Origin of the sequence: Flavobacterium sp. LAR06 (genome assembly GCF_041946075.1) — a bacterium.
Lineage (GTDB): Bacteria > Bacteroidota > Bacteroidia > Flavobacteriales > Flavobacteriaceae > Flavobacterium.
Genome location: NZ_JAUTYT010000015.1, coordinates 53,664 through 70,332, shown reverse-complemented (window position 1 = coordinate 70,332; position 16,669 = coordinate 53,664). Strand labels below are relative to the sequence as shown.

The 16,669-nt window shown below is 35.5% G+C and carries 18 protein-coding genes; 6 read left to right on the top strand and 12 right to left on the bottom strand.

The window, feature by feature from the left end:
• Window position 1 precedes the first annotated feature (1 nt).
• From Q7C23_RS19680 to Q7C23_RS19670, 3 genes are all read right to left on the bottom strand, one after another.
• On the bottom strand, window positions 2-1,219 hold the full coding sequence (locus Q7C23_RS19680) for an efflux RND transporter periplasmic adaptor subunit (RefSeq protein ID WP_375034099.1): 1,218 nt from the start codon (window positions 1,217-1,219) through the stop codon (window positions 2-4).
• 188 nt (window positions 1,220-1,407) lie between these two features.
• Window positions 1,408-2,001, bottom strand: a complete 594-nt coding sequence (locus tag Q7C23_RS19675) for a TetR/AcrR family transcriptional regulator (protein WP_375034098.1) — start codon at window positions 1,999-2,001, stop codon at window positions 1,408-1,410.
• A 427-nt stretch (window positions 2,002-2,428) separates the two neighbouring features.
• Window positions 2,429-3,355 (bottom strand): ketopantoate reductase family protein, encoded by a 927-nt coding sequence (locus Q7C23_RS19670; RefSeq protein WP_375034097.1) that lies wholly within the window; start codon window positions 3,353-3,355, stop codon window positions 2,429-2,431.
• Window positions 3,356-3,453: 98 nt separating this feature from the next.
• On the opposite strand from Q7C23_RS19670, the gene Q7C23_RS19665 reads away from it, so the two are divergent.
• Window positions 3,454-4,290 (top strand): helix-turn-helix domain-containing protein, encoded by an 837-nt coding sequence (locus Q7C23_RS19665; protein WP_375034096.1) that lies wholly within the window; start codon window positions 3,454-3,456, stop codon window positions 4,288-4,290.
• Window positions 4,291-4,326: 36 nt separating this feature from the next.
• Here Q7C23_RS19665 and Q7C23_RS19660 read toward each other — a convergent pair whose 3' ends face one another.
• Together Q7C23_RS19660 and Q7C23_RS19655 are read right to left on the bottom strand one after the other, a co-directional pair.
• A complete protein-coding gene (locus Q7C23_RS19660; RefSeq protein ID WP_375034095.1) occupies window positions 4,327-5,247 on the bottom strand; it encodes a GNAT family N-acetyltransferase in 921 nt (306 codons plus the stop codon).
• 158 nt (window positions 5,248-5,405) lie between these two features.
• Entirely contained in the window at window positions 5,406-6,329 is a 924-nt protein-coding gene (locus Q7C23_RS19655) for an SMP-30/gluconolactonase/LRE family protein (protein ID WP_375034094.1), read from the bottom strand.
• A gap of 372 nt (window positions 6,330-6,701) precedes the next feature.
• On the opposite strand from Q7C23_RS19655, the gene Q7C23_RS19650 reads away from it, so the two are divergent.
• The 4 genes from Q7C23_RS19650 (at window position 6,702) to Q7C23_RS19635 (ending at window position 11,118) form a co-directional block, all read left to right on the top strand.
• The gene (locus Q7C23_RS19650; RefSeq protein WP_375034093.1) at window positions 6,702-7,715 is read left to right on the top strand and encodes a zinc-binding alcohol dehydrogenase family protein; all 1,014 of its coding nucleotides are present in this window, start codon (window positions 6,702-6,704) and stop codon (window positions 7,713-7,715) included.
• Window positions 7,716-7,813: 98 nt separating this feature from the next.
• A complete protein-coding gene (locus tag Q7C23_RS19645; RefSeq protein ID WP_375034092.1) occupies window positions 7,814-8,257 on the top strand; it encodes a cupin domain-containing protein in 444 nt (147 codons plus the stop codon).
• A 114-nt stretch (window positions 8,258-8,371) separates the two neighbouring features.
• Entirely contained in the window at window positions 8,372-9,691 is a 1,320-nt protein-coding gene (locus tag Q7C23_RS19640; RefSeq protein ID WP_375034091.1) for a gluconate:H+ symporter, read from the top strand.
• On the top strand, window positions 9,679-11,118 hold the full coding sequence (locus Q7C23_RS19635; RefSeq protein WP_375034090.1) for a gluconokinase: 1,440 nt from the start codon (window positions 9,679-9,681) through the stop codon (window positions 11,116-11,118). The genes Q7C23_RS19640 and Q7C23_RS19635 overlap by 13 nt, the downstream gene beginning before the upstream one ends.
• A 387-nt stretch (window positions 11,119-11,505) precedes the next feature.
• Here the strand turns inward: Q7C23_RS19635 and Q7C23_RS19630 are convergent, their stop codons facing one another.
• From Q7C23_RS19630 to Q7C23_RS19605, 6 genes are all read right to left on the bottom strand, one after another.
• Window positions 11,506-11,946 (bottom strand): VOC family protein, encoded by a 441-nt coding sequence (locus tag Q7C23_RS19630; RefSeq protein WP_375034089.1) that lies wholly within the window; start codon window positions 11,944-11,946, stop codon window positions 11,506-11,508.
• A gap of 5 nt (window positions 11,947-11,951) precedes the next feature.
• The gene (locus Q7C23_RS19625; RefSeq protein WP_375034088.1) at window positions 11,952-12,449 is read right to left on the bottom strand and encodes an SRPBCC domain-containing protein; all 498 of its coding nucleotides are present in this window, start codon (window positions 12,447-12,449) and stop codon (window positions 11,952-11,954) included.
• Window positions 12,446-12,766: an ArsR/SmtB family transcription factor gene (locus tag Q7C23_RS19620; RefSeq protein ID WP_375034087.1), complete on the bottom strand. Its 321-nt coding sequence runs from the start codon at window positions 12,764-12,766 to the stop codon at window positions 12,446-12,448. The genes Q7C23_RS19625 and Q7C23_RS19620 overlap by 4 nt, the downstream gene beginning before the upstream one ends.
• 260 nt (window positions 12,767-13,026) lie before the next feature.
• Window positions 13,027-13,371, bottom strand: a complete 345-nt coding sequence (locus Q7C23_RS19615) for a cupin domain-containing protein (protein ID WP_375034086.1) — start codon at window positions 13,369-13,371, stop codon at window positions 13,027-13,029.
• 12 nt (window positions 13,372-13,383) lie between these two features.
• Window positions 13,384-13,815, bottom strand: coding sequence for a DoxX family protein (locus Q7C23_RS19610; RefSeq protein ID WP_375034085.1), 432 nt, complete (start codon window positions 13,813-13,815; stop codon window positions 13,384-13,386).
• 86 nt (window positions 13,816-13,901) lie between these two features.
• On the bottom strand, window positions 13,902-14,696 hold the full coding sequence (locus tag Q7C23_RS19605) for a helix-turn-helix domain-containing protein (RefSeq protein ID WP_375034084.1): 795 nt from the start codon (window positions 14,694-14,696) through the stop codon (window positions 13,902-13,904).
• 235 nt (window positions 14,697-14,931) lie between these two features.
• Between Q7C23_RS19605 and Q7C23_RS19600 the strand changes: the two genes are divergently transcribed.
• Window positions 14,932-15,480 (top strand): type 1 glutamine amidotransferase domain-containing protein, encoded by a 549-nt coding sequence (locus Q7C23_RS19600; protein WP_375034083.1) that lies wholly within the window; start codon window positions 14,932-14,934, stop codon window positions 15,478-15,480.
• A 162-nt stretch (window positions 15,481-15,642) separates the two neighbouring features.
• On the opposite strand, the gene Q7C23_RS19595 is transcribed toward Q7C23_RS19600, so the two are convergent.
• A complete protein-coding gene (locus Q7C23_RS19595; RefSeq protein ID WP_375034082.1) occupies window positions 15,643-16,512 on the bottom strand; it encodes a TolB family protein in 870 nt (289 codons plus the stop codon).
• Window positions 16,513-16,669 lie beyond the last annotated feature (157 nt).

Below are 16,669 nucleotides of genomic sequence, written 5' to 3'. Positions count from 1 at the left end.
ATTATTTTTTGTTAATTATTTGGGCAACTTCAGAAGTCGATTTTTGAGGCTGGATCACTTGTCCTTCCTGAAGTTTGTCGATTCCGCTTAAAACAATTTGGTCGCCAGATTTTACACCTTCGCCAATAAGATAGTTAGTTCCGCTTTTACCAATAATGGTGATTGGCATTTTGTTTACTTTATTTCCTTTGTTCAGGGTATAAACAAACACTTTATCCTGCATTTCTATCGTAGCCGATTGTGGTACCAGAATCGCGTCGTTATGATTGATTCCTAAACGAATTTTTCCAGTGTTTCCAGAACGTAGTGTACCGTTTGCATTTGGGAAAGTCGCTCTTAAAGTAATTGCACCCGTGTTTTTATCAAATTGACCATCTACCATATCAATTTTTCCTGATTGTGCATAAGCATTATTATCAGCCAAAATCAAAGTTACAGGAGGTAATTTTTTGATTTTATCACCCAATGTATTTCCTGCATATTGCGTTTTGAATTTGATGAAATCAGTTTCACCTAAAGAGAAGTAAACAAAAACTTCGTGTACATCAGAAAGTTTGGTTAACGGTTCAATATCAGTAGCCGAAACTAAACTTCCTTGTTTTTTAGGCAATCTTCCAATGTAACCACTAACAGGGGCTGTCACATTAGTATATCCTAAATTAATTCTGGCAGATGCTACCATTGCTCTTGCTTGCTCGATATTGGCAGCAGCAATTTTTTGAGAAGCTTTAGCCGTTTTCAATTGATAATCAGAAACTACTTTGTTTTGTACCAAAGGAGTTAATTTGTCTACTTCTAACTGAGCGTTGATCAAAGCCGCTTCAGAAGCATGAAGACTAGCCAAAGCATTGTTTAATTGCTCACGGAAAGGACGCTCGTTTATTTTGAATAAAGTTTGACCTTTACTTACATAAGCACCTTCGTCTACTAAAACACGGTCAAGGTTTCCGCTTACTTGTGGACGAATCTCCACGTCTACAGTTCCTTGTATCGAAGCTGGATATTCAGCATCCGTAACAGCATCAGAGTTTTGAATCGCTAAAACTGGCAGGAGTGGGGCTGCCGGAGCAGGAGCCTGCGCTTTATCTGCACAACTACTTAGTACAAGTGCCAGAATAAAACTGGTTATAATTACATTTTTCATTTTCATATTGGTTTTAATTTGTTGGACATTCATTTGAGTTAAAATCTTTTGTATTGTTGCATTCCCGGTATTCATAATTAATTGAATTAAATTATCTAACGATGTTAAGTTAAAAGGCGCAAAATTCCGTATAGTGAGCCCATTGCGATTCCTTAAGAAATCGGTATTAAATTATTTATCACTGTTAAGTAAATAGTAAAAAAAGGTTACTAAATTACTCTAATTAAATTTTCTAACACTGTTAAGTGGAATGGAAAATTTTTTTACTGTATTGATTTGATAATACCACCAATCGCATCTTTCAGGATTTGATTGTTGATCGTTTCCATTACTTCGCTTTTGTTGATAATGTTAATGGCAATTAAACCGTGAATAACAGAAAAGAAAGTAAAATATTTTTGTTTGATAACTTCAGGGCCCGGATTACTGTTTTTCATAATTTCAGCAATCACTGCGGTGAACAATTTATAAGGAGCTTCTGCAGCCGAACATTGTTGGGAACAACAATTCATTTGCACACCAAACATAACCTGATACATTTCGGTATCTGTAAAGGCAAAATCCCAATACGCCATCCACATGGCTTCTAATTGGTCTTCCGGTTTATCAAACTTAGCTCTGGCGTTTTGCAATTCCTTCGATAATTTAATAAAACCTTTACCGGTTAATTCATTTAAAATAGCTTCTTTATTAGAGAAGTATTCATAGATAATAGGGGCAGTGTATTCAATCTTATCAGCAATCTTACGCATACTCAGACCTTGCCATCCTTCTTCTTTTACGATAGAATAAGCAGCTTCAAGAATGTTATTTCTTGTCTCTTCTTTTTGTCTTAATATACGATCTTTACTTGCCATTTTGATGAGTATTAAATAATCTAACACTGTTAGGCAAATGTAATACCGATTTTCTGATTATAGTACAAATTCATTATAATTTTTTTTTATTCTATCATAGATAATATTAAAAGCTTTGAAAAATAAGGCCTTTCGAAAGATTTTAAGTTTTGTGAAAATCTAATTTTAATTAAAGTTTAACTAAAATTCAATTCAGATTAATATGATTTCGATACTTTTAAATTTCTAAAAACGTCTCATTTTGGCACCGACAAATAAAAATTCAACAGAATTTTAAAATAAGTTGATTTTTCAGAAGCAGAAATTTCGTTTTCATCACACGTTTATTCCCATTTAAAATAATGATATAAAAAAACAAGCAAAAATTCCGTAGCAATGACAAATATTGCAGGGCTGGACTTTAGTCCAGTTTAAGTATATATTATTATTATAAACGATACAAAGTCTTTATTTTATCATTTACATCATTATAAAAAGGAGTTTCAAGTCCGTATTTATTAGCGTTTTCAATTACATAATCAACCAAAAAAAGTTTTTCAGTCTGATTGTTATTTTCAAAATCCAATTGCAAAGATGATTTCGATTCAAACGGAAATTTAGTCAATAAATCTTTAGCGGTTTCAATGTCTTCGTTAGTCAGAATAATGTTGTTCTTTAGCGCAAGCGATTGAATTTCGATCATCATATTTTCCAGAATAAGCATTAGGTTTTGATCTTCCAAAAGTTGACCAAAACTAACTTTATAAGCAGAAGTTATCGCTGCAACCGGCGCAACAAACAAATACTTCCTCCATAGTATTTGGTTGATGTTTTCCAGATACGTAATGTCCAGACCTCCCGCTACCAGCAAATCCATCAGGTCTTTATTCTCTTTTCCGCCAACAAAAATCTTTCCTGGCCCGCCAACATGCTGAACATGCCCCGGTTTCTTTACATTCGAAGCCACATAAATACAGCCTTCCATAATTTGTCCAACTTCAGCTAAAGTCTCGCGGATAATTTCTTCGGCATTCACGACATTTTGCAAAGTGATTATAATAGTCTCAGCATTGATACAATCTTTATAAGTAGATAACACCTCTTTTATAGAATAGGATTTCGAAGTAAGAATTAAAACATTCAAAATTCCTATTGCTGCCGGATTATCAGATACTAAATATGGAAATACGCTTTCAGTTTTGCCTTTAGATTCATACAGCAAACCTTCCTTTTGAATGGTATTTTTAGTTTCACCTCTGCAAATAAAAATGATTTTGGTCGTACCGTCTTTGTATTTCTTTGCCAATGGAGCACCAACAAATCCGCCGATTCCACCAATTCCAAGAATTCCTATTTTTATTGTTTCTGAGTTCATGTTGTCGTTTTAGGTTTTAATTATAGCTGCAAAGTAAATGCGTTCGATTTTATTAACTGATGTAATAATATAGGTTATATTTGTAAAAATTAAGGATTATGAGAGACACCTTTTTTATATACAAAGATTTCGAAATTTATTCCGTTGAAGAATTAACATGGAAGAAGGAAGTGCACAGACACAATTTTTTCGAGTTACTTTACATTGAATACGGAACCGGAAATCACATCCTAAATTCAATTCCTCACCATTATAAAGAACACGATATTTATTTGCTTACGCCAAAGGATTATCATTCATTCAAAACCTTAAAACCAACAAAGTTTCATTGCCTGCGTTTCCTGCCTAATTTCTTTTCCAATAAAAAAGAAATCGAAGAGATCGAAAAATTGTTTTATTACCACAATCAGACCAATGGAAATTTAATTTTCCTTGAAGATGATAAAGCATTTTGCGAAACACTTATTGTAAAAATATTAGATGAAGTTGCCAAACCAAAAGGGCAAAATGAAGTTATAATCAAAAGCTTAATGACGGCACTGATTCAAATCATTCGTCGAAATGCGGCTTTGAATGAAAGTAATCTAAACTTGCAAACTACTGAAATATTGAAAATTGACACGATTTTAAGTTACATCCGATCAAACATTGCCAACCCGCATTTGCTGAAGAAAAAAGAAATGGCCAATCATTTTAATGTTTCGATCCATTACATTGGCGAATATTTTAAAAACCATTTAAATATCACTTTAAGAGAGTATATTGTACAAACCAAACTTAAAGTGGTAACCGAAAAACTGAGCAAAAGCAATTTAACTTTCTCAGAAATTAGTAACGATTTGGGTTTTATTGACAGCAGTCATTTTAATAAATTCATGATGAAAAGTACCGGAATCTCTCCATCAGAATTTAAAAAGACATTAAGCATTTCTTAGCAGCTTTAATTTCTACTAAGAAATGCTGTTCTGTTTTTATTTGATCAAATCCATTTCGACATGCTCAATTCCGGCATCCAGGAAATAGTTATTGGTTTGCCTGAATCCGTTTTTAATATAAAACGGACTGGCATTGACCTGCGCATAAAGATAAATTTTCTCTTCAGTACGCAAATCTTCCACAATTTTTTTCAGGATAGCTTCTCCAACTTTCTTCCCACGATACGAACTCAAAACCGCAATACGTTCAATTTTTGCTCCTTTTTCCATTATTCTGTAACGCGCCGCTCCGGCCGGTAAACCGTTTACCGTTGCCAGATAATGAATCGCCTCAGCATCATCCATCGATTCGCGTTCCTGCGATACATTTTGCTCTTCAACAAAAACTTGCCTTCTAATGGCAAAGGCGATCGATTCTAATTTTGGATCTTCAATTTTTTCTACTTTAATATCGTTTTCTATTGCTTTTTCAGGAGCATGTAGGTTCATTTCTTTAATAGTTGTCATTCGGTCAAAAAGATTTTTCGTTTTTAAGTTTAGATTTACTTCGTTTATGGCTTTGTACAAATTATTTTCTGTGTCAGTCAACTCCACTAAAGCCTGCGTCATAACAGCCCACAACGGTTGTAATTGCTGTATGAGATCATTTGCTTTTTCAGTAAGGGTGATCAGTCGTTTTCTTTCGTCTTTGGCGTCTTTAGCAGAGCCAATCAGTTCTTTCTTTTCTAATTCCTTCAAAAGAGAAATCGTAGTAGGATGCGAGTAACCAATTTCCAGGGAAAGTTCCACCACACTAATAGCCTTTTTCTGCGAAAGCACATAAATTACCGGAAACCATTTGGGTTCAAAATCAATATTCTGACTTCTGTAAAACAGCTGCGCTTCTTTGCGCAAATTCTCCGTCAAACGCTGCAAAAGATTACCTAATACTAATGATTGTGATTTTTCTAATACCATAACAAATAATTTGTATGCGAATTTACGTAGTTAACTACATATATTCAAAATGGGAAAAGAAATTTTAAGTTTTATTTATAAAATTTGTGCTTTACCAGTGATGTTTCCATTTTTTGAAGCAAAAGGATTAGGGGCTTTAAGACGACCTGTGCCGCTTATTATTTCATTCCCCGAACATTCATTTCTAACGTATAGACACTTTTACTGGCCGTAATAAATAATGTTTTAAATTTTTTTCCTCCAAAACAAACATTGGCCGTCCAGGGTTCAGGAACATCAATATGGGCTATTTTTTCTCCTTGCGCATTAAATATGGTAACTCCTTTTCCGGTTAAGTAAATGTTACCGGACTCGTCTCTTGTCATTCCATCTGAACCTGATTCAGTAAACAGCGTTTTTTTGCTTAAAGAACCATCGCTGTTGATGGTATAAGAGTACGTCTTGTTTGCCGCTATATCCGCTACGTATAACGTTTTTCCATCCGAAGTTCCAATGATACCATTAGGTTTTACCAGCTCATTGTCAACGTTTGTAATTTTGGATTTATCCGGAGATAAATAGTAAACACATTCTTTCTCTATTTCTTTGGTGGTATGTTTCCAGTAATCTCTTTTGTAAAAAGGATCTGTAAAATAGATACCGCCTTTTGGATCAACCCAGAGATCATTGGGACCATTCAGCCTTTTTCCTTCGAAGTTGTTTAGTAATACCGTAGTATTTTTGTTTTGGTCTATTTTCCAAATTTCATTTTTTTCATCGGTACAAGCCAAAAGGTTGCCTTCGTGATCAAAATACAAACCGTTAGCTCTTCCTGCATTTTCCATAAAAACAGAAAGCTCACCATTAACAGACCATTTCATGATTCGATTATTAGGCTGATCAGTAAAATAAATATTTCCTTTTTTATCTGCGGCCGGTCCTTCTGTAAAACTGTATTGCTCTGATAGTTTTGTGAGAGCTGCGCCTTTTGCAATTAAGTTATGGTTTTTCTCTTCTGATACCTGAGCGGATACAAAATTTGTAAAAGCAAAAGCAATAAAAAATAGAAGGTTTGATTTTATTTTAAGGTGAAGGTGGTTCATTATTGAAAGGTTTATAGGTTGCTTTAGAAGCGTTTTAAAAGTAGTTTTTATTTCTGATATTCTGCATATTCTTTTTTAAGAGCAGAAGAATTATATTTTTAAGATGACTTGTCCCGCTATCCACTTGTATCTTTTATGGTGAACCTCACTATAAAAGGATGCTTCTATCGGGGCTAGGCTAGAGATTTAGTTTTTTATAAGATGATAATCAAAAAAATGTAAACCATAGACTGGACTTCAATCCAGTTTAGGTTCAATATATTAATAAACCAAAAAGATAAACATGTACCAATTCATAACGAATTTGTACAATTCCCAAATTCTTCCTTGTGAGTATCTTTGTGTTATTAGTTTAAATCAAAAGATAAAAAGATGAAAGCAATAGGATTTAAAACCTCATTACCAATAGATAAGGAAGATAGTTTCATTGAATTTGAAACGCCAAAACCAATTCCGGGAGCGCACGATTTATTAGTTAAAATTGAAGCGGTTTCTGTTAACCCGGTAGATTTTAAAATTCGTCAGAATAGCGCCAGAGACACGGTTTTAGAAACACCAAAAATTATAGGCTGGGACGCTGTCGGGGTTGTAGAAGCCGTTGGTGATCAGGTTAGTTTATTTAAAGTGGGAGACGAAGTTTTCTACGCAGGAGATTTGACCAAACAAGGCAGCAATGCAGAATATCAAATTATTGAGGAACGTATTGTGGGTAGAAAGCCCAAATCACTTTCCATAGAACAGGCTGCGGCAATGCCGCTAACCGGTTTAACAGCCTGGGAAATATTATTTGACCGAATTCGCATAAATCCGGAAAAAGACAAAGGCAAAAGCATCTTAATTATTGGAGGAGCTGGCGGAGTAGGTTCAATTGCCATTCAATTAGCTAAACAAGTGGCCGGATTAACCGTAATTGCTACAGCATCACGCCCTGAATCAATCGAATGGTGTAAACAACAAGGCGCCGACTTTGTAGTAAATCATAAAAATTTGATTGAAGAAGTTCACAATGCAGGTTTCCAGCAAGTCGATTTTATTTTAGATTTGGTTGACGCCAATCAGTATTGGCAGGCATTTGTAGAACTAATAAAACCACAAGGGCATATTGGTTCGATTAGTACTCCAGGGGAAAAGGTGAATCTTCTTCAGTTAAAAACTAAAAGTATCAGCTTTCATTGGGAATCCATGTTTACACGCTCGACGTTTCAAACAGAAGACAGGATCTCTCAGCATCATATTTTAAACGAATTATCCAATTTATTAGACAACGGTACAATTCAGTCTACTTTAAAAACTACGTTGAATGGCCTGACTGCTTCCAATTTCAAAAAAGCACATGAGTTACTGGAATCAGGAACTACGATCGGAAAAATTGCGATTAAATTTTAAAGAAAATTATAAAACAAAAAGCAAGCTGATAAAGCTTGCTTTTTGTTTTTAAGTATTATGTAAAAGCATTTTTTGTATTATTACAATAAAAAAAGAAAATGAAATTAGCAGCAACTATAACCATTGTAATACTTGCTTTATTCGTGCAGAAATCTGCACAAGCGCAAGAAGTAACAAAGGAAACCACTTCAACAGAGCCAAAGTATACAATTGAAAATTGCGTCAATCACTTTGAATTAGACAAAGCCACCAAAACAAAAGTGGGATATCAATATTGGTTTGCCGATAAAAACTTCACTCAGGAAAACACCCTCAAAATGAGTATCGTCGAACCCGGAAAATCCACACATGCGCCACATCACCATGTCGAAGAAGAATTCTTTTATATACTGGAAGGAACTGCTCAATTCTACCTTGACGGAAAAACCTTAACAGCCGGCCCAAATACCAGTTTTTATTGCCCATCAAATATGGAACATGGTATTAGCAATGTTGGAACAACAGATTTGAAATATTTGGTGATTAAGAAGGATTTGAAGTAATAACTGCCATCAATTTTAATTTCACATATTAAAGTAGAATTGACACAATTAAAAGTACAGAAAGTAATATTTTTACGAAACAACACTTATTAATCCTTTATCACATTCCAATCCATGTCGCTACTGATTCTGATTGCCAGTATATTGTTGTTATTGATTCTCATTTCGGGTGTAAAGCTTAATGCCTTTATCGCCTTAATTATCGCTGCTTTTTTTGTGGGAATTGCAAAACAAATGCCTTTTCCCGATTTAATTAATTCCATTCAGCAGGGTATAGGAAGTACTTTGGGCGCTCTAATTCTAATTATTGCGTTTGGAGTTATTTTAGGGAATTTGCTTTCAGACAGCGGCGCGGCTCAGCGAATAAGTTCAGTAATGATACGGTCATTTGGTGTAAAACACATTAAGTGGGCAATGGTAATTACAGGTTTCTCTGTCGGAATTTCGATGTTCTATAATGCCGGTTTTATTATCTTGATTCCAATGGTTTTTGCAGTTGCTAAAAGTACCAAACAACCTATGATTTATCTGGGTATTGCAATGGCTTCGGCACTTTCAATCACACATGGTTTTTTACCTCCTCATCCCGGACCAACGGCAATTGCAGTTATTTTTAAAGCCAATATCGGGAAAACATTACTTTACGGACTTTTGGTAGCGCTTCCTGCACTTTTTGTTGCCGGAATTGTTTTTCCGGAGTTCATAAAGAAAATTGAGGCCTTTCCTCCGAAAGGATTATTCGAAAGCAAAACTTTTACAGAAGACGAAATGCCCTCTTTTCAAATTAGTATTTTAACTGCTTTAGTTCCGGTTTTTTTAATGGCGACCGCTACTTTCAGCGAATTGCTATTACCCGAAGAAAACGATTTGCGTTCTCTTTTGCTTTTTATAGGAAATCCAACCACTTCAATGTTACTTGCGGTACTTTTTGCGATTTACTCCCTAGGAATTTTCCGTGAAAGAAAAATGCAGGATATCATGGATAAATCAGGTACCGCTATGAGTTCGGCTACTATGATCATTTTAATCATTGCGGCCGGAGGTGCTTTTAAACAAGTATTGATAGACAGCGGAATGGGAACCGATATAAGTACATTTTTCGAAAAATCATCTCTTTCTCCTTTATTGTTAGGCTGGCTTATTGCTACCATAATTCGTATTGCTTTGGGATCTGCGACAGTTGCCGGATTAACCGCGGCAGGAATTGTACAGCCTTTGGTACTTGCTTCAGGTGTAAGTCCCGAGTTAATGGTGTTGTCTATTGGCGCGGGAAGCTTAATGTGTTCTCATGTAAACGATACCGGATTTTGGATGTTTAAGGAATATTTTGGTATCAGCGTTTCAGACACTTTTAAAACCTGGACGGTCATGGAAACAATAATAGGAGTGATGGGATTAATAGGCGTATTGATACTTAATATATGGATCAAATAAAAAATATGGAATCATTTTATATAGGAATCGACATTGGAACTACGGCCACAAAAGCCATTTGTTTTGACATAAATGGAAATGTAACGAAACAGGTTTCAAATGCCTATACGATGTATCATCCAAAACCGGATTGGAGTGTGCAAAACCCGCAAGAGATCTTACAGACCGTTATAGATTGTATTGCAGAAATCACAAACGGAATTAAGCCTGAGTTTATCAGTTTTAGCTCGGCTATGCAAAGTATTATTGCCATTGATGAAACCGGTAAACCTTTAACGGATGCAATTTTATGGGCTGATAACAGAGCCAATGCCGTTGCTGAAAAACTTAAAAATTCAGAAAAAGGAAAACATTTTTATAAAAAAACCGGAATCCCGATTCATCCTTTTTCACCCATGACCAAAATTGCCTGGTTTAAGGAATTTGATTCGGATATTTTTTCCCAAACCTATAAATTCATTAGTATTAAAGAATATGTATGGCATCATCTCACGAATGAATATTGTACAGACACTTCAATGGCATCCGGAACAGGATTATTAAATATTCATACTTTACAATGGGATCCTGAAATTTTAGATTTTCTACACCTGAAACCGGAGCAATTATCTTCAGTTTGCAAGGTAACACATCAATGCAAAGGCGTTTCAGACGATTTTCTGTACGTAATTGGCGGTGGCGATGGCGCTTTGGCCAACCTGGGAACTGGGGCGATGAATAAAGGCTGTATTGCCCTAACGATCGGTACCAGCGGAGCGGTACGATTACCAATCGATAAACCGTATCTTGACGAACAAATGCGAACCCAGTGTTACCATTTAATTGACGACCAGTATCTTGTTTTAGGAGCTGTTAATAATGGCGCAATTGTTTTGCAATGGCTCAGGGAAACTTTACTTAAAACCGATCAGTCTTTTGAAATTCTTTTTGAAGAAGCAGAAAAAATCCCAGCCGGTTCTGAAGGATTGCTTTTTGTACCTTACTTACTGGGCGAAAGAGCACCAATTTGGGATGCGGCTGCACAAGGATCCATTTTAGGAATGCAGATTACACATACACAGGCACATTTGGTCAGAGCTACTTTAGAAGGAATACTATATGGCTTGTTTCAGATAACTGAAATTTTATTTCCGGATCCTGAAAAAAGAAAACAAACCAAAGTAATGGCCAGCGGCGGATTTGGAAAAAGTGAACTTTGGCTCCAAATGGTGGCCGATATTTTTCAGATGACAGTAGAAACCTCACAAACTATTGAAGGTTCTGCCTGGGGCGCTGTATTGATTGGTATAAAATCGATAGGGAAGGACATCGCGTATAAAAAGAAAACCGGAAAAACTTTTTACCCTAATGCAGCCTATAAAAGTGTTTATCAAGCCGCTTTTATTAAGTTTAAAAAAGTGTATCCGGTATTGAAAGATTTATCGTAAAATTTTTTTCCACCATATAAGTCATATAAGGAAATTTAAGCATTGGTGCGAAGGCTGGAAGTTTAGGGCATATAAGGTTTTTAACTTCTTTACGGAATACATCAAATATAGCCCGCGGTTTCAACCGTGGGGAGATAAATATAGCCAACGGTTTGAATCCGTTGGGACGCAATATATTTTACAATCCATTTCTGTACCCGTAACCCACGGTTGAAACCGTGGGCTATGTTGTAAATTAGAAAAAAATCACTCTGGAAGCCTCGGGACTACGTAATTATTTCTCCGGTTTTCTTTTAAAACTTTGCGAATCTCCGTGTCTTCTCCGAGTAACTTTGTGGAATTGTAAAATTTTTTGGAATACGTGTTCGCAAGATTATTTCTCAACCACTATACTTCTCCACTGAATTTAGGATTATAATTGACCATCCACTGAACGGCAAATTTATCCGCAAACATTCCGAAATAATTTCCTGAAGGACCGTCAAATAATGGCATTTCAATTTTTCCGCCTTCTGAAAGTCCGTTGAATAATTTATCTGCTTCTTCCTTGCTTTCCGCAATGATGGAAACGGTGTATCTGTTGTCGGTTTCGTTGACTTTTCCCATAGCCTGCATGACATCGCTTGCCATTAATACACCGGTTTTGCCAATAGGCAAGGCAATGTGCATAATGCTGTTTTGATCGTTCTCCGGTATTGGATATTGCTCACTCGAGATATCGCGATACCGACTGATATTGGCAAACTCGCCGCCAAAAACAGATTTATAAAACGTAAATGCTTCTTCGGCATTTCCGTTGAAATGGATGTAAGGATTAATAGCTGCCATGATTTCTATTTCTTTAAAGATTCCAATAATTTCTCCAAGTTATCAACAGACATTTTAAAGCCTTCTGTAAAGCCCATTTCAATCATCATCTCTAAACGTTCCAGTGATTCGTTATAAATACTAATATTCACTTTTGTGATGCCATTTTGTTCGCTGAAATTATAATCCCAATCAGAACCCGGTAATACCCGGCTTTCATTTTCGTCTGAAAAAGTATTATACATTTTAAAATTCGTTCTCGGACTAATAGCAGTAAATTCCTGAACCGCCCAGCGTTCCATGCCTTCCGGACTTACCATAGCATAGAAGCGTCGCCCGCCAACTTCAAAGTTCATATATTTTGTTCTGGCTGACCAGGGTTTTGGAGCCACCCATTGGTCTAAGAGTTCTGCTTTGGTAAAGGCATCCCAAACTAACGGCAATTCTGCATCAAATTCTCTTGTTATGTATACCGTTTTGGATGGTTTATCAACGGTAAAATCAAATAGCAAATCTGTTCTCATTTTTTCTGGTTTTTTAGTGTTACTAATAGTTCGTCGAGCTGATTAAACCTGGTTTCCCAAATGTCTCTGAATTGTTTGATCCATTTATCAATCTCTTTCATCTTTTCAATTTCAAGTGAATAGTAAATTTCCCGGCCTCGCTGTTCCTGTTTTACTAAATCACATTCCGTAAGAATGCGAAGATGTTTTGAAACAGACTGGCGTGTAGTATTAAAGTTCTCCGCAATGGCATTGGGTGTCATTGCCTGTAGCGCAATCAAGGTTAGAATAGACCTTCTTGTCGGATCGGCTATTGCCTGAAAAATGTCGCGTCTCATAGTGTTTTAAATTAATTATGAAGCCAATCAGTTGCAAATATAAGTGCAACTATTCGGTTTCGCAAATTTTTTAGGCATTATTTTAAAAATTAACCTCGAAAAGTCGCGAAGTCGCGAAGTTTTTTTTCCCATATAAGTGATATAAGAAAAGTATAAGCTTTGGTTTGAAACTAAAATTTAGCTTCCTAGTGAAGCTTTACGACCAAAACAAATAACTTAAAAACCAAAACTTTGCGACTCTGCGACTTTGCGAGATTTTTTTACTTCAGAATCACCACTTCCTCTGGGACTTTAAACAGTAATACACAACCATTTTTAGAGAATACCGAATGCGTACTCCCGGGTGGCATGTACATATAATCGCCTTTTTTAAGTTCGTCTTTTCCGGAACGGACTTCGCCTTCTACAACATAAATCTCTTCTCCGGCGGGGTGAATGTGATTTGGGTACGAAGCGCCAGCTTCAAATTTTAATAAAAAGGCATTAGGTCTGTTTGCAATTGAATCAAAAGATAATGCCTTTGAATAAATTCCATCCGTATTTACACCTTCCTCAATAAGAGGTTTCCAATCTATTTCATTGCTTCTTGTGATTTGTTTTTCCATTGTAATTCAATTTTAATTGTTTTTATTTTTCATACTAATTTCATCTAAACTCCATTTGTAATTTTCCATGGTTGCCAAAAGAAAAGCGCCCATAGCAAATACAAATACCGAATAATCAAGTGGGTCTTTTACACCAAAAGAATACGTCATAGCAAATGCAAACAGCAAAGTCAAAATTGCGGCGCCAATTGAAGCCAAGCGGGTTAGATAACCAACGAGTAGGAGTAAAGCCATAAGGGATTCGGCAATAGTGGAGGTGATGGCGATTGTTGGGATACAATTTTTTGGAGCGAATGAATTTACTTTTTCGGCGTAAGCCAGAAAACTTTCCCAGCCAGAAGAATAATTTCCCCAAAACCCTAACCGACTCGAAATGGCGGACATAAATCCTGCTGCTAATGCGATCCGCAAAAGAAAAGCCGCATAATCCTGATATCTTTTCATATACTAATTTGTTAGTAATTATTGAGATACAAAGATGTTGCAAGTAAGCGTGCTAAAGAATAGAGAATTCAAGAAAAAGAATGTAATTACGAATTAACTGCTTTTTCTTTGAATGATTTTGGAGAAATCTCCGTGTGTTTTTTGAAGAAATTAGAAAAATAAAAAGGATCATTAAAACCCAAAGCATATGCGACTTCCTTCACCGAAAGTTTTTCATAAGTAAAAAGTCTTTTTGCCTCAGAAATCACTAGTCCGAAGATGACATTTTGAGCGGTTTTGTTGGTGTGGAGTTTCGAAAGTTCGTTTAGTTTGGATTCGGTGGTGCCAATTAGATTTGCGATTTCGTTTACCGACAAATTCTTTTCGAAATTCTGTAAAGTAGTTTCCAGAAAATGCAGAAAAAGCGCATCGGGTTTGTAGATTTCGTCACCACGATTAATTTTGGTGCGGTTGATTTCAATCAGAATTAATTCAATTCGGCTGTGAATGGAAATCAAATATTGATACGGTGTTTCGGTTACCTCTTTACTGATTTCCTCCAATTCCCGAACAATAATTTCAGGATGATCCACCGTAATCATTTCGTTCATTGCAAAATGGCAAAACAAACCGTTGTGGAAAATCAATTCCATGTCATTATCATCTTTACAAAAGAAAGCGTAGGTAAATTCTAAAGCATATCCGGTAGCATTTTGGATGTTTTTGAAATAATGAATTTGCCCGGAAGTAATCGTAATAACGGAGTTTTCGGTCAATACAAACTCATTTTCATCCACAGAAATAGTCGTTGTACCCGAAGTACAAAAAACTAAAACGTATTTTAAAACACGTCTCGGATTTTCTAAATGGGTCGCCTGATCAAATGTTTTTATAGAAACCATAGTGAGAATAATTCTTTATCAAAAATAAGAATTATTTACTAGTTTTCATCCTATAAAATAGTGGACTAAAATCACACCAATCTTATATAATTTCAATTTAATTTTTCATAAAAACATGAAATTCAATTAATTAACTTTTAATAAAGAAAGGTTTAACAGGATCTGTTTTCGCTGGCTGTCTGAAATAACTAATTTTAGATAAATCAAATTAATAACGTTTTAAATATTTAAAATTATGAAAAAGAATATAGCCATATTAGCAACAAACGGTTTTGAAGAATCAGAATTATCATCGCCTAAAGCCTATCTGGAAGAGCAAGGTTGGAATGCAGATATCATCAGTTTGAAATCAGGAACTATCAAAGCCTGGAAAGACGGAAATTGGAGCAAGGAATATAATGTTGATGTAGTATTAGATCAGGCAAGTGAAGCAGATTACGATGCTTTGGTTCTTCCGGGAGGCGTTATAAACCCAGATTTATTGAGAAGAGAAGAGGCTGCAGTAAATTTTGTACGTTCCTTTTTTGAAAGTAAAAAACCAGTAGCGGCTATTTGTCATGGACCTCAAATTCTGGTAGATGCTGATGTTTTAGAAGGTCGAAAAGTAACTTCGTTCTTCTCTATTAAAAACGATTTAAAAAATGCCGGAGCACAATGGGAAGACGCAGAAGTAGTCGTAGACAATGGACTAGTAACCAGCCGAAACCCGAATGATTTGCCCGCTTTTAATAAAAAAATGGTGGAAGAAATTAAAGAAGGAAAACACGAGCGTCAGACAGTGTAAAAGATTTATTATTAGATTTATCAAGTTGCATAAAATGCAGGATCAATTTTGGTCTTGCTTTTTTTTTATTGCCAGCTTAATTGCTCATAATTATATAGCCATACATCATTCCTTTTTGCTTGCATGCACGAGTGGGATGCTAGCGCTAGCAGGGGAGCAGGGTTATTTATATTTGTTGATATCAAAGTCAATGAAATACAGATTTTCCTTGAATCGATCGCCATCTTTTTCTTGTCTGGAAAAATAAAGTCTTTTCTCTTTTTCGTGAACAAACGGGCAAAATTCTGAAAGTTTTGAGTTAATTGGACTTCCTAAGTTTTTTGGAGCGGTCCATTTATTTTTTCTTTTAAAAGTAATGTACAGGTCAACTTCTCCAAATCCGGATTTATCTGATGAGAAATAGAGCATGTATTTTCCATTTGGAGAAATATACGGGTTTGATTCTCTTTCGTTTGTATTAATAGGTAAACCAATATTTTGAGGTTCCTGATATTTTCCATCCTTTAATATTGAATAATAGATATCGGACAATCCTGTCTTGTTCTCGTTCTCTTTCATGAAATAAATGGTACCCTCTTTGGTTATTGAGGCATATGACTCAGAAGCTTCCGAATTTATACTGCCTTCGAGTCTATAAGGTTTTGCCCAGCCTGTGTCAGTAAGGTTTACCGCCCAAATATCAAAATCTTTTCTGTCGGATGACCTATTTGTGTTTCTGTTTGATTGAAAAAGGACCGTTTTGCCATCGGGAGAAAACATAGGGTCGATATCTTTCCATTCACCTATTGATGACGAAAAAGAAGCAATAATGGGTTTAGTCCATTGTCCATTTTCTTTTCTAGACTCCATTATTGTCAATGTATCTCTTTTTCCTTTAGACAGGACCCATAATGCTATTTTAGAGTCAGGAGAAATTGTTAAACCAAATTCACCATCATTAGAAATAGTATTCGGTTCAAAGAGAGTGGGAGTTTGCTGTCCATTTATGTAAAGTGTCAAAAATAGTAGCATAAAAGAAAAAGTGATTTTCATGTTGTTTTCTATTTATTAAATATTGCTAATTCTTTAAAATAAAATATTAATATTCTGTGAATTTGTGTAACAGCGGGGATTTTCAAAAATAGTTGTAAAGATAATCAAATTTCAACTTACTAATTTTAGTAGTGAAAAACTAATAAAGCAATTGCGC

Bases quoted from the DNA above. Each gene is read 5' to 3' on its own strand.
- Q7C23_RS19680 (WP_375034099.1), bottom strand. From the start codon at position 1,219: ATGAATACCGGGAATGCAACAATACAAAAGATTTTAACTCAAATGAAT.
- Q7C23_RS19675 (WP_375034098.1), bottom strand. From the start codon at position 2,001: ATGGCAAGTAAAGATCGTATATTAAGACAAAAAGAAGAGACAAGAAAT.
- Q7C23_RS19670 (WP_375034097.1), bottom strand. From the start codon at position 3,355: ATGAACTCAGAAACAATAAAAATAGGAATTCTTGGAATTGGTGGAATC.
- Q7C23_RS19665 (WP_375034096.1), top strand. From the start codon at position 3,454: ATGAGAGACACCTTTTTTATATACAAAGATTTCGAAATTTATTCCGTT.
- Q7C23_RS19660 (WP_375034095.1), bottom strand. From the start codon at position 5,247: ATGGTATTAGAAAAATCACAATCATTAGTATTAGGTAATCTTTTGCAG.
- Q7C23_RS19655 (WP_375034094.1), bottom strand. From the start codon at position 6,329: ATGAACCACCTTCACCTTAAAATAAAATCAAACCTTCTATTTTTTATT.
- Q7C23_RS19650 (WP_375034093.1), top strand. From the start codon at position 6,702: ATGAAAGCAATAGGATTTAAAACCTCATTACCAATAGATAAGGAAGAT.
- Q7C23_RS19645 (WP_375034092.1), top strand. From the start codon at position 7,814: ATGAAATTAGCAGCAACTATAACCATTGTAATACTTGCTTTATTCGTG.
- Q7C23_RS19640 (WP_375034091.1), top strand. From the start codon at position 8,372: ATGTCGCTACTGATTCTGATTGCCAGTATATTGTTGTTATTGATTCTC.
- Q7C23_RS19635 (WP_375034090.1), top strand. From the start codon at position 9,679: ATGGATCAAATAAAAAATATGGAATCATTTTATATAGGAATCGACATT.
- Q7C23_RS19630 (WP_375034089.1), bottom strand. From the start codon at position 11,946: ATGGCAGCTATTAATCCTTACATCCATTTCAACGGAAATGCCGAAGAA.
- Q7C23_RS19625 (WP_375034088.1), bottom strand. From the start codon at position 12,449: ATGAGAACAGATTTGCTATTTGATTTTACCGTTGATAAACCATCCAAA.
- Q7C23_RS19620 (WP_375034087.1), bottom strand. From the start codon at position 12,766: ATGAGACGCGACATTTTTCAGGCAATAGCCGATCCGACAAGAAGGTCT.
- Q7C23_RS19615 (WP_375034086.1), bottom strand. From the start codon at position 13,371: ATGGAAAAACAAATCACAAGAAGCAATGAAATAGATTGGAAACCTCTT.
- Q7C23_RS19610 (WP_375034085.1), bottom strand. From the start codon at position 13,815: ATGAAAAGATATCAGGATTATGCGGCTTTTCTTTTGCGGATCGCATTA.
- Q7C23_RS19605 (WP_375034084.1), bottom strand. From the start codon at position 14,696: ATGGTTTCTATAAAAACATTTGATCAGGCGACCCATTTAGAAAATCCG.
- Q7C23_RS19600 (WP_375034083.1), top strand. From the start codon at position 14,932: ATGAAAAAGAATATAGCCATATTAGCAACAAACGGTTTTGAAGAATCA.
- Q7C23_RS19595 (WP_375034082.1), bottom strand. From the start codon at position 16,512: ATGAAAATCACTTTTTCTTTTATGCTACTATTTTTGACACTTTACATA.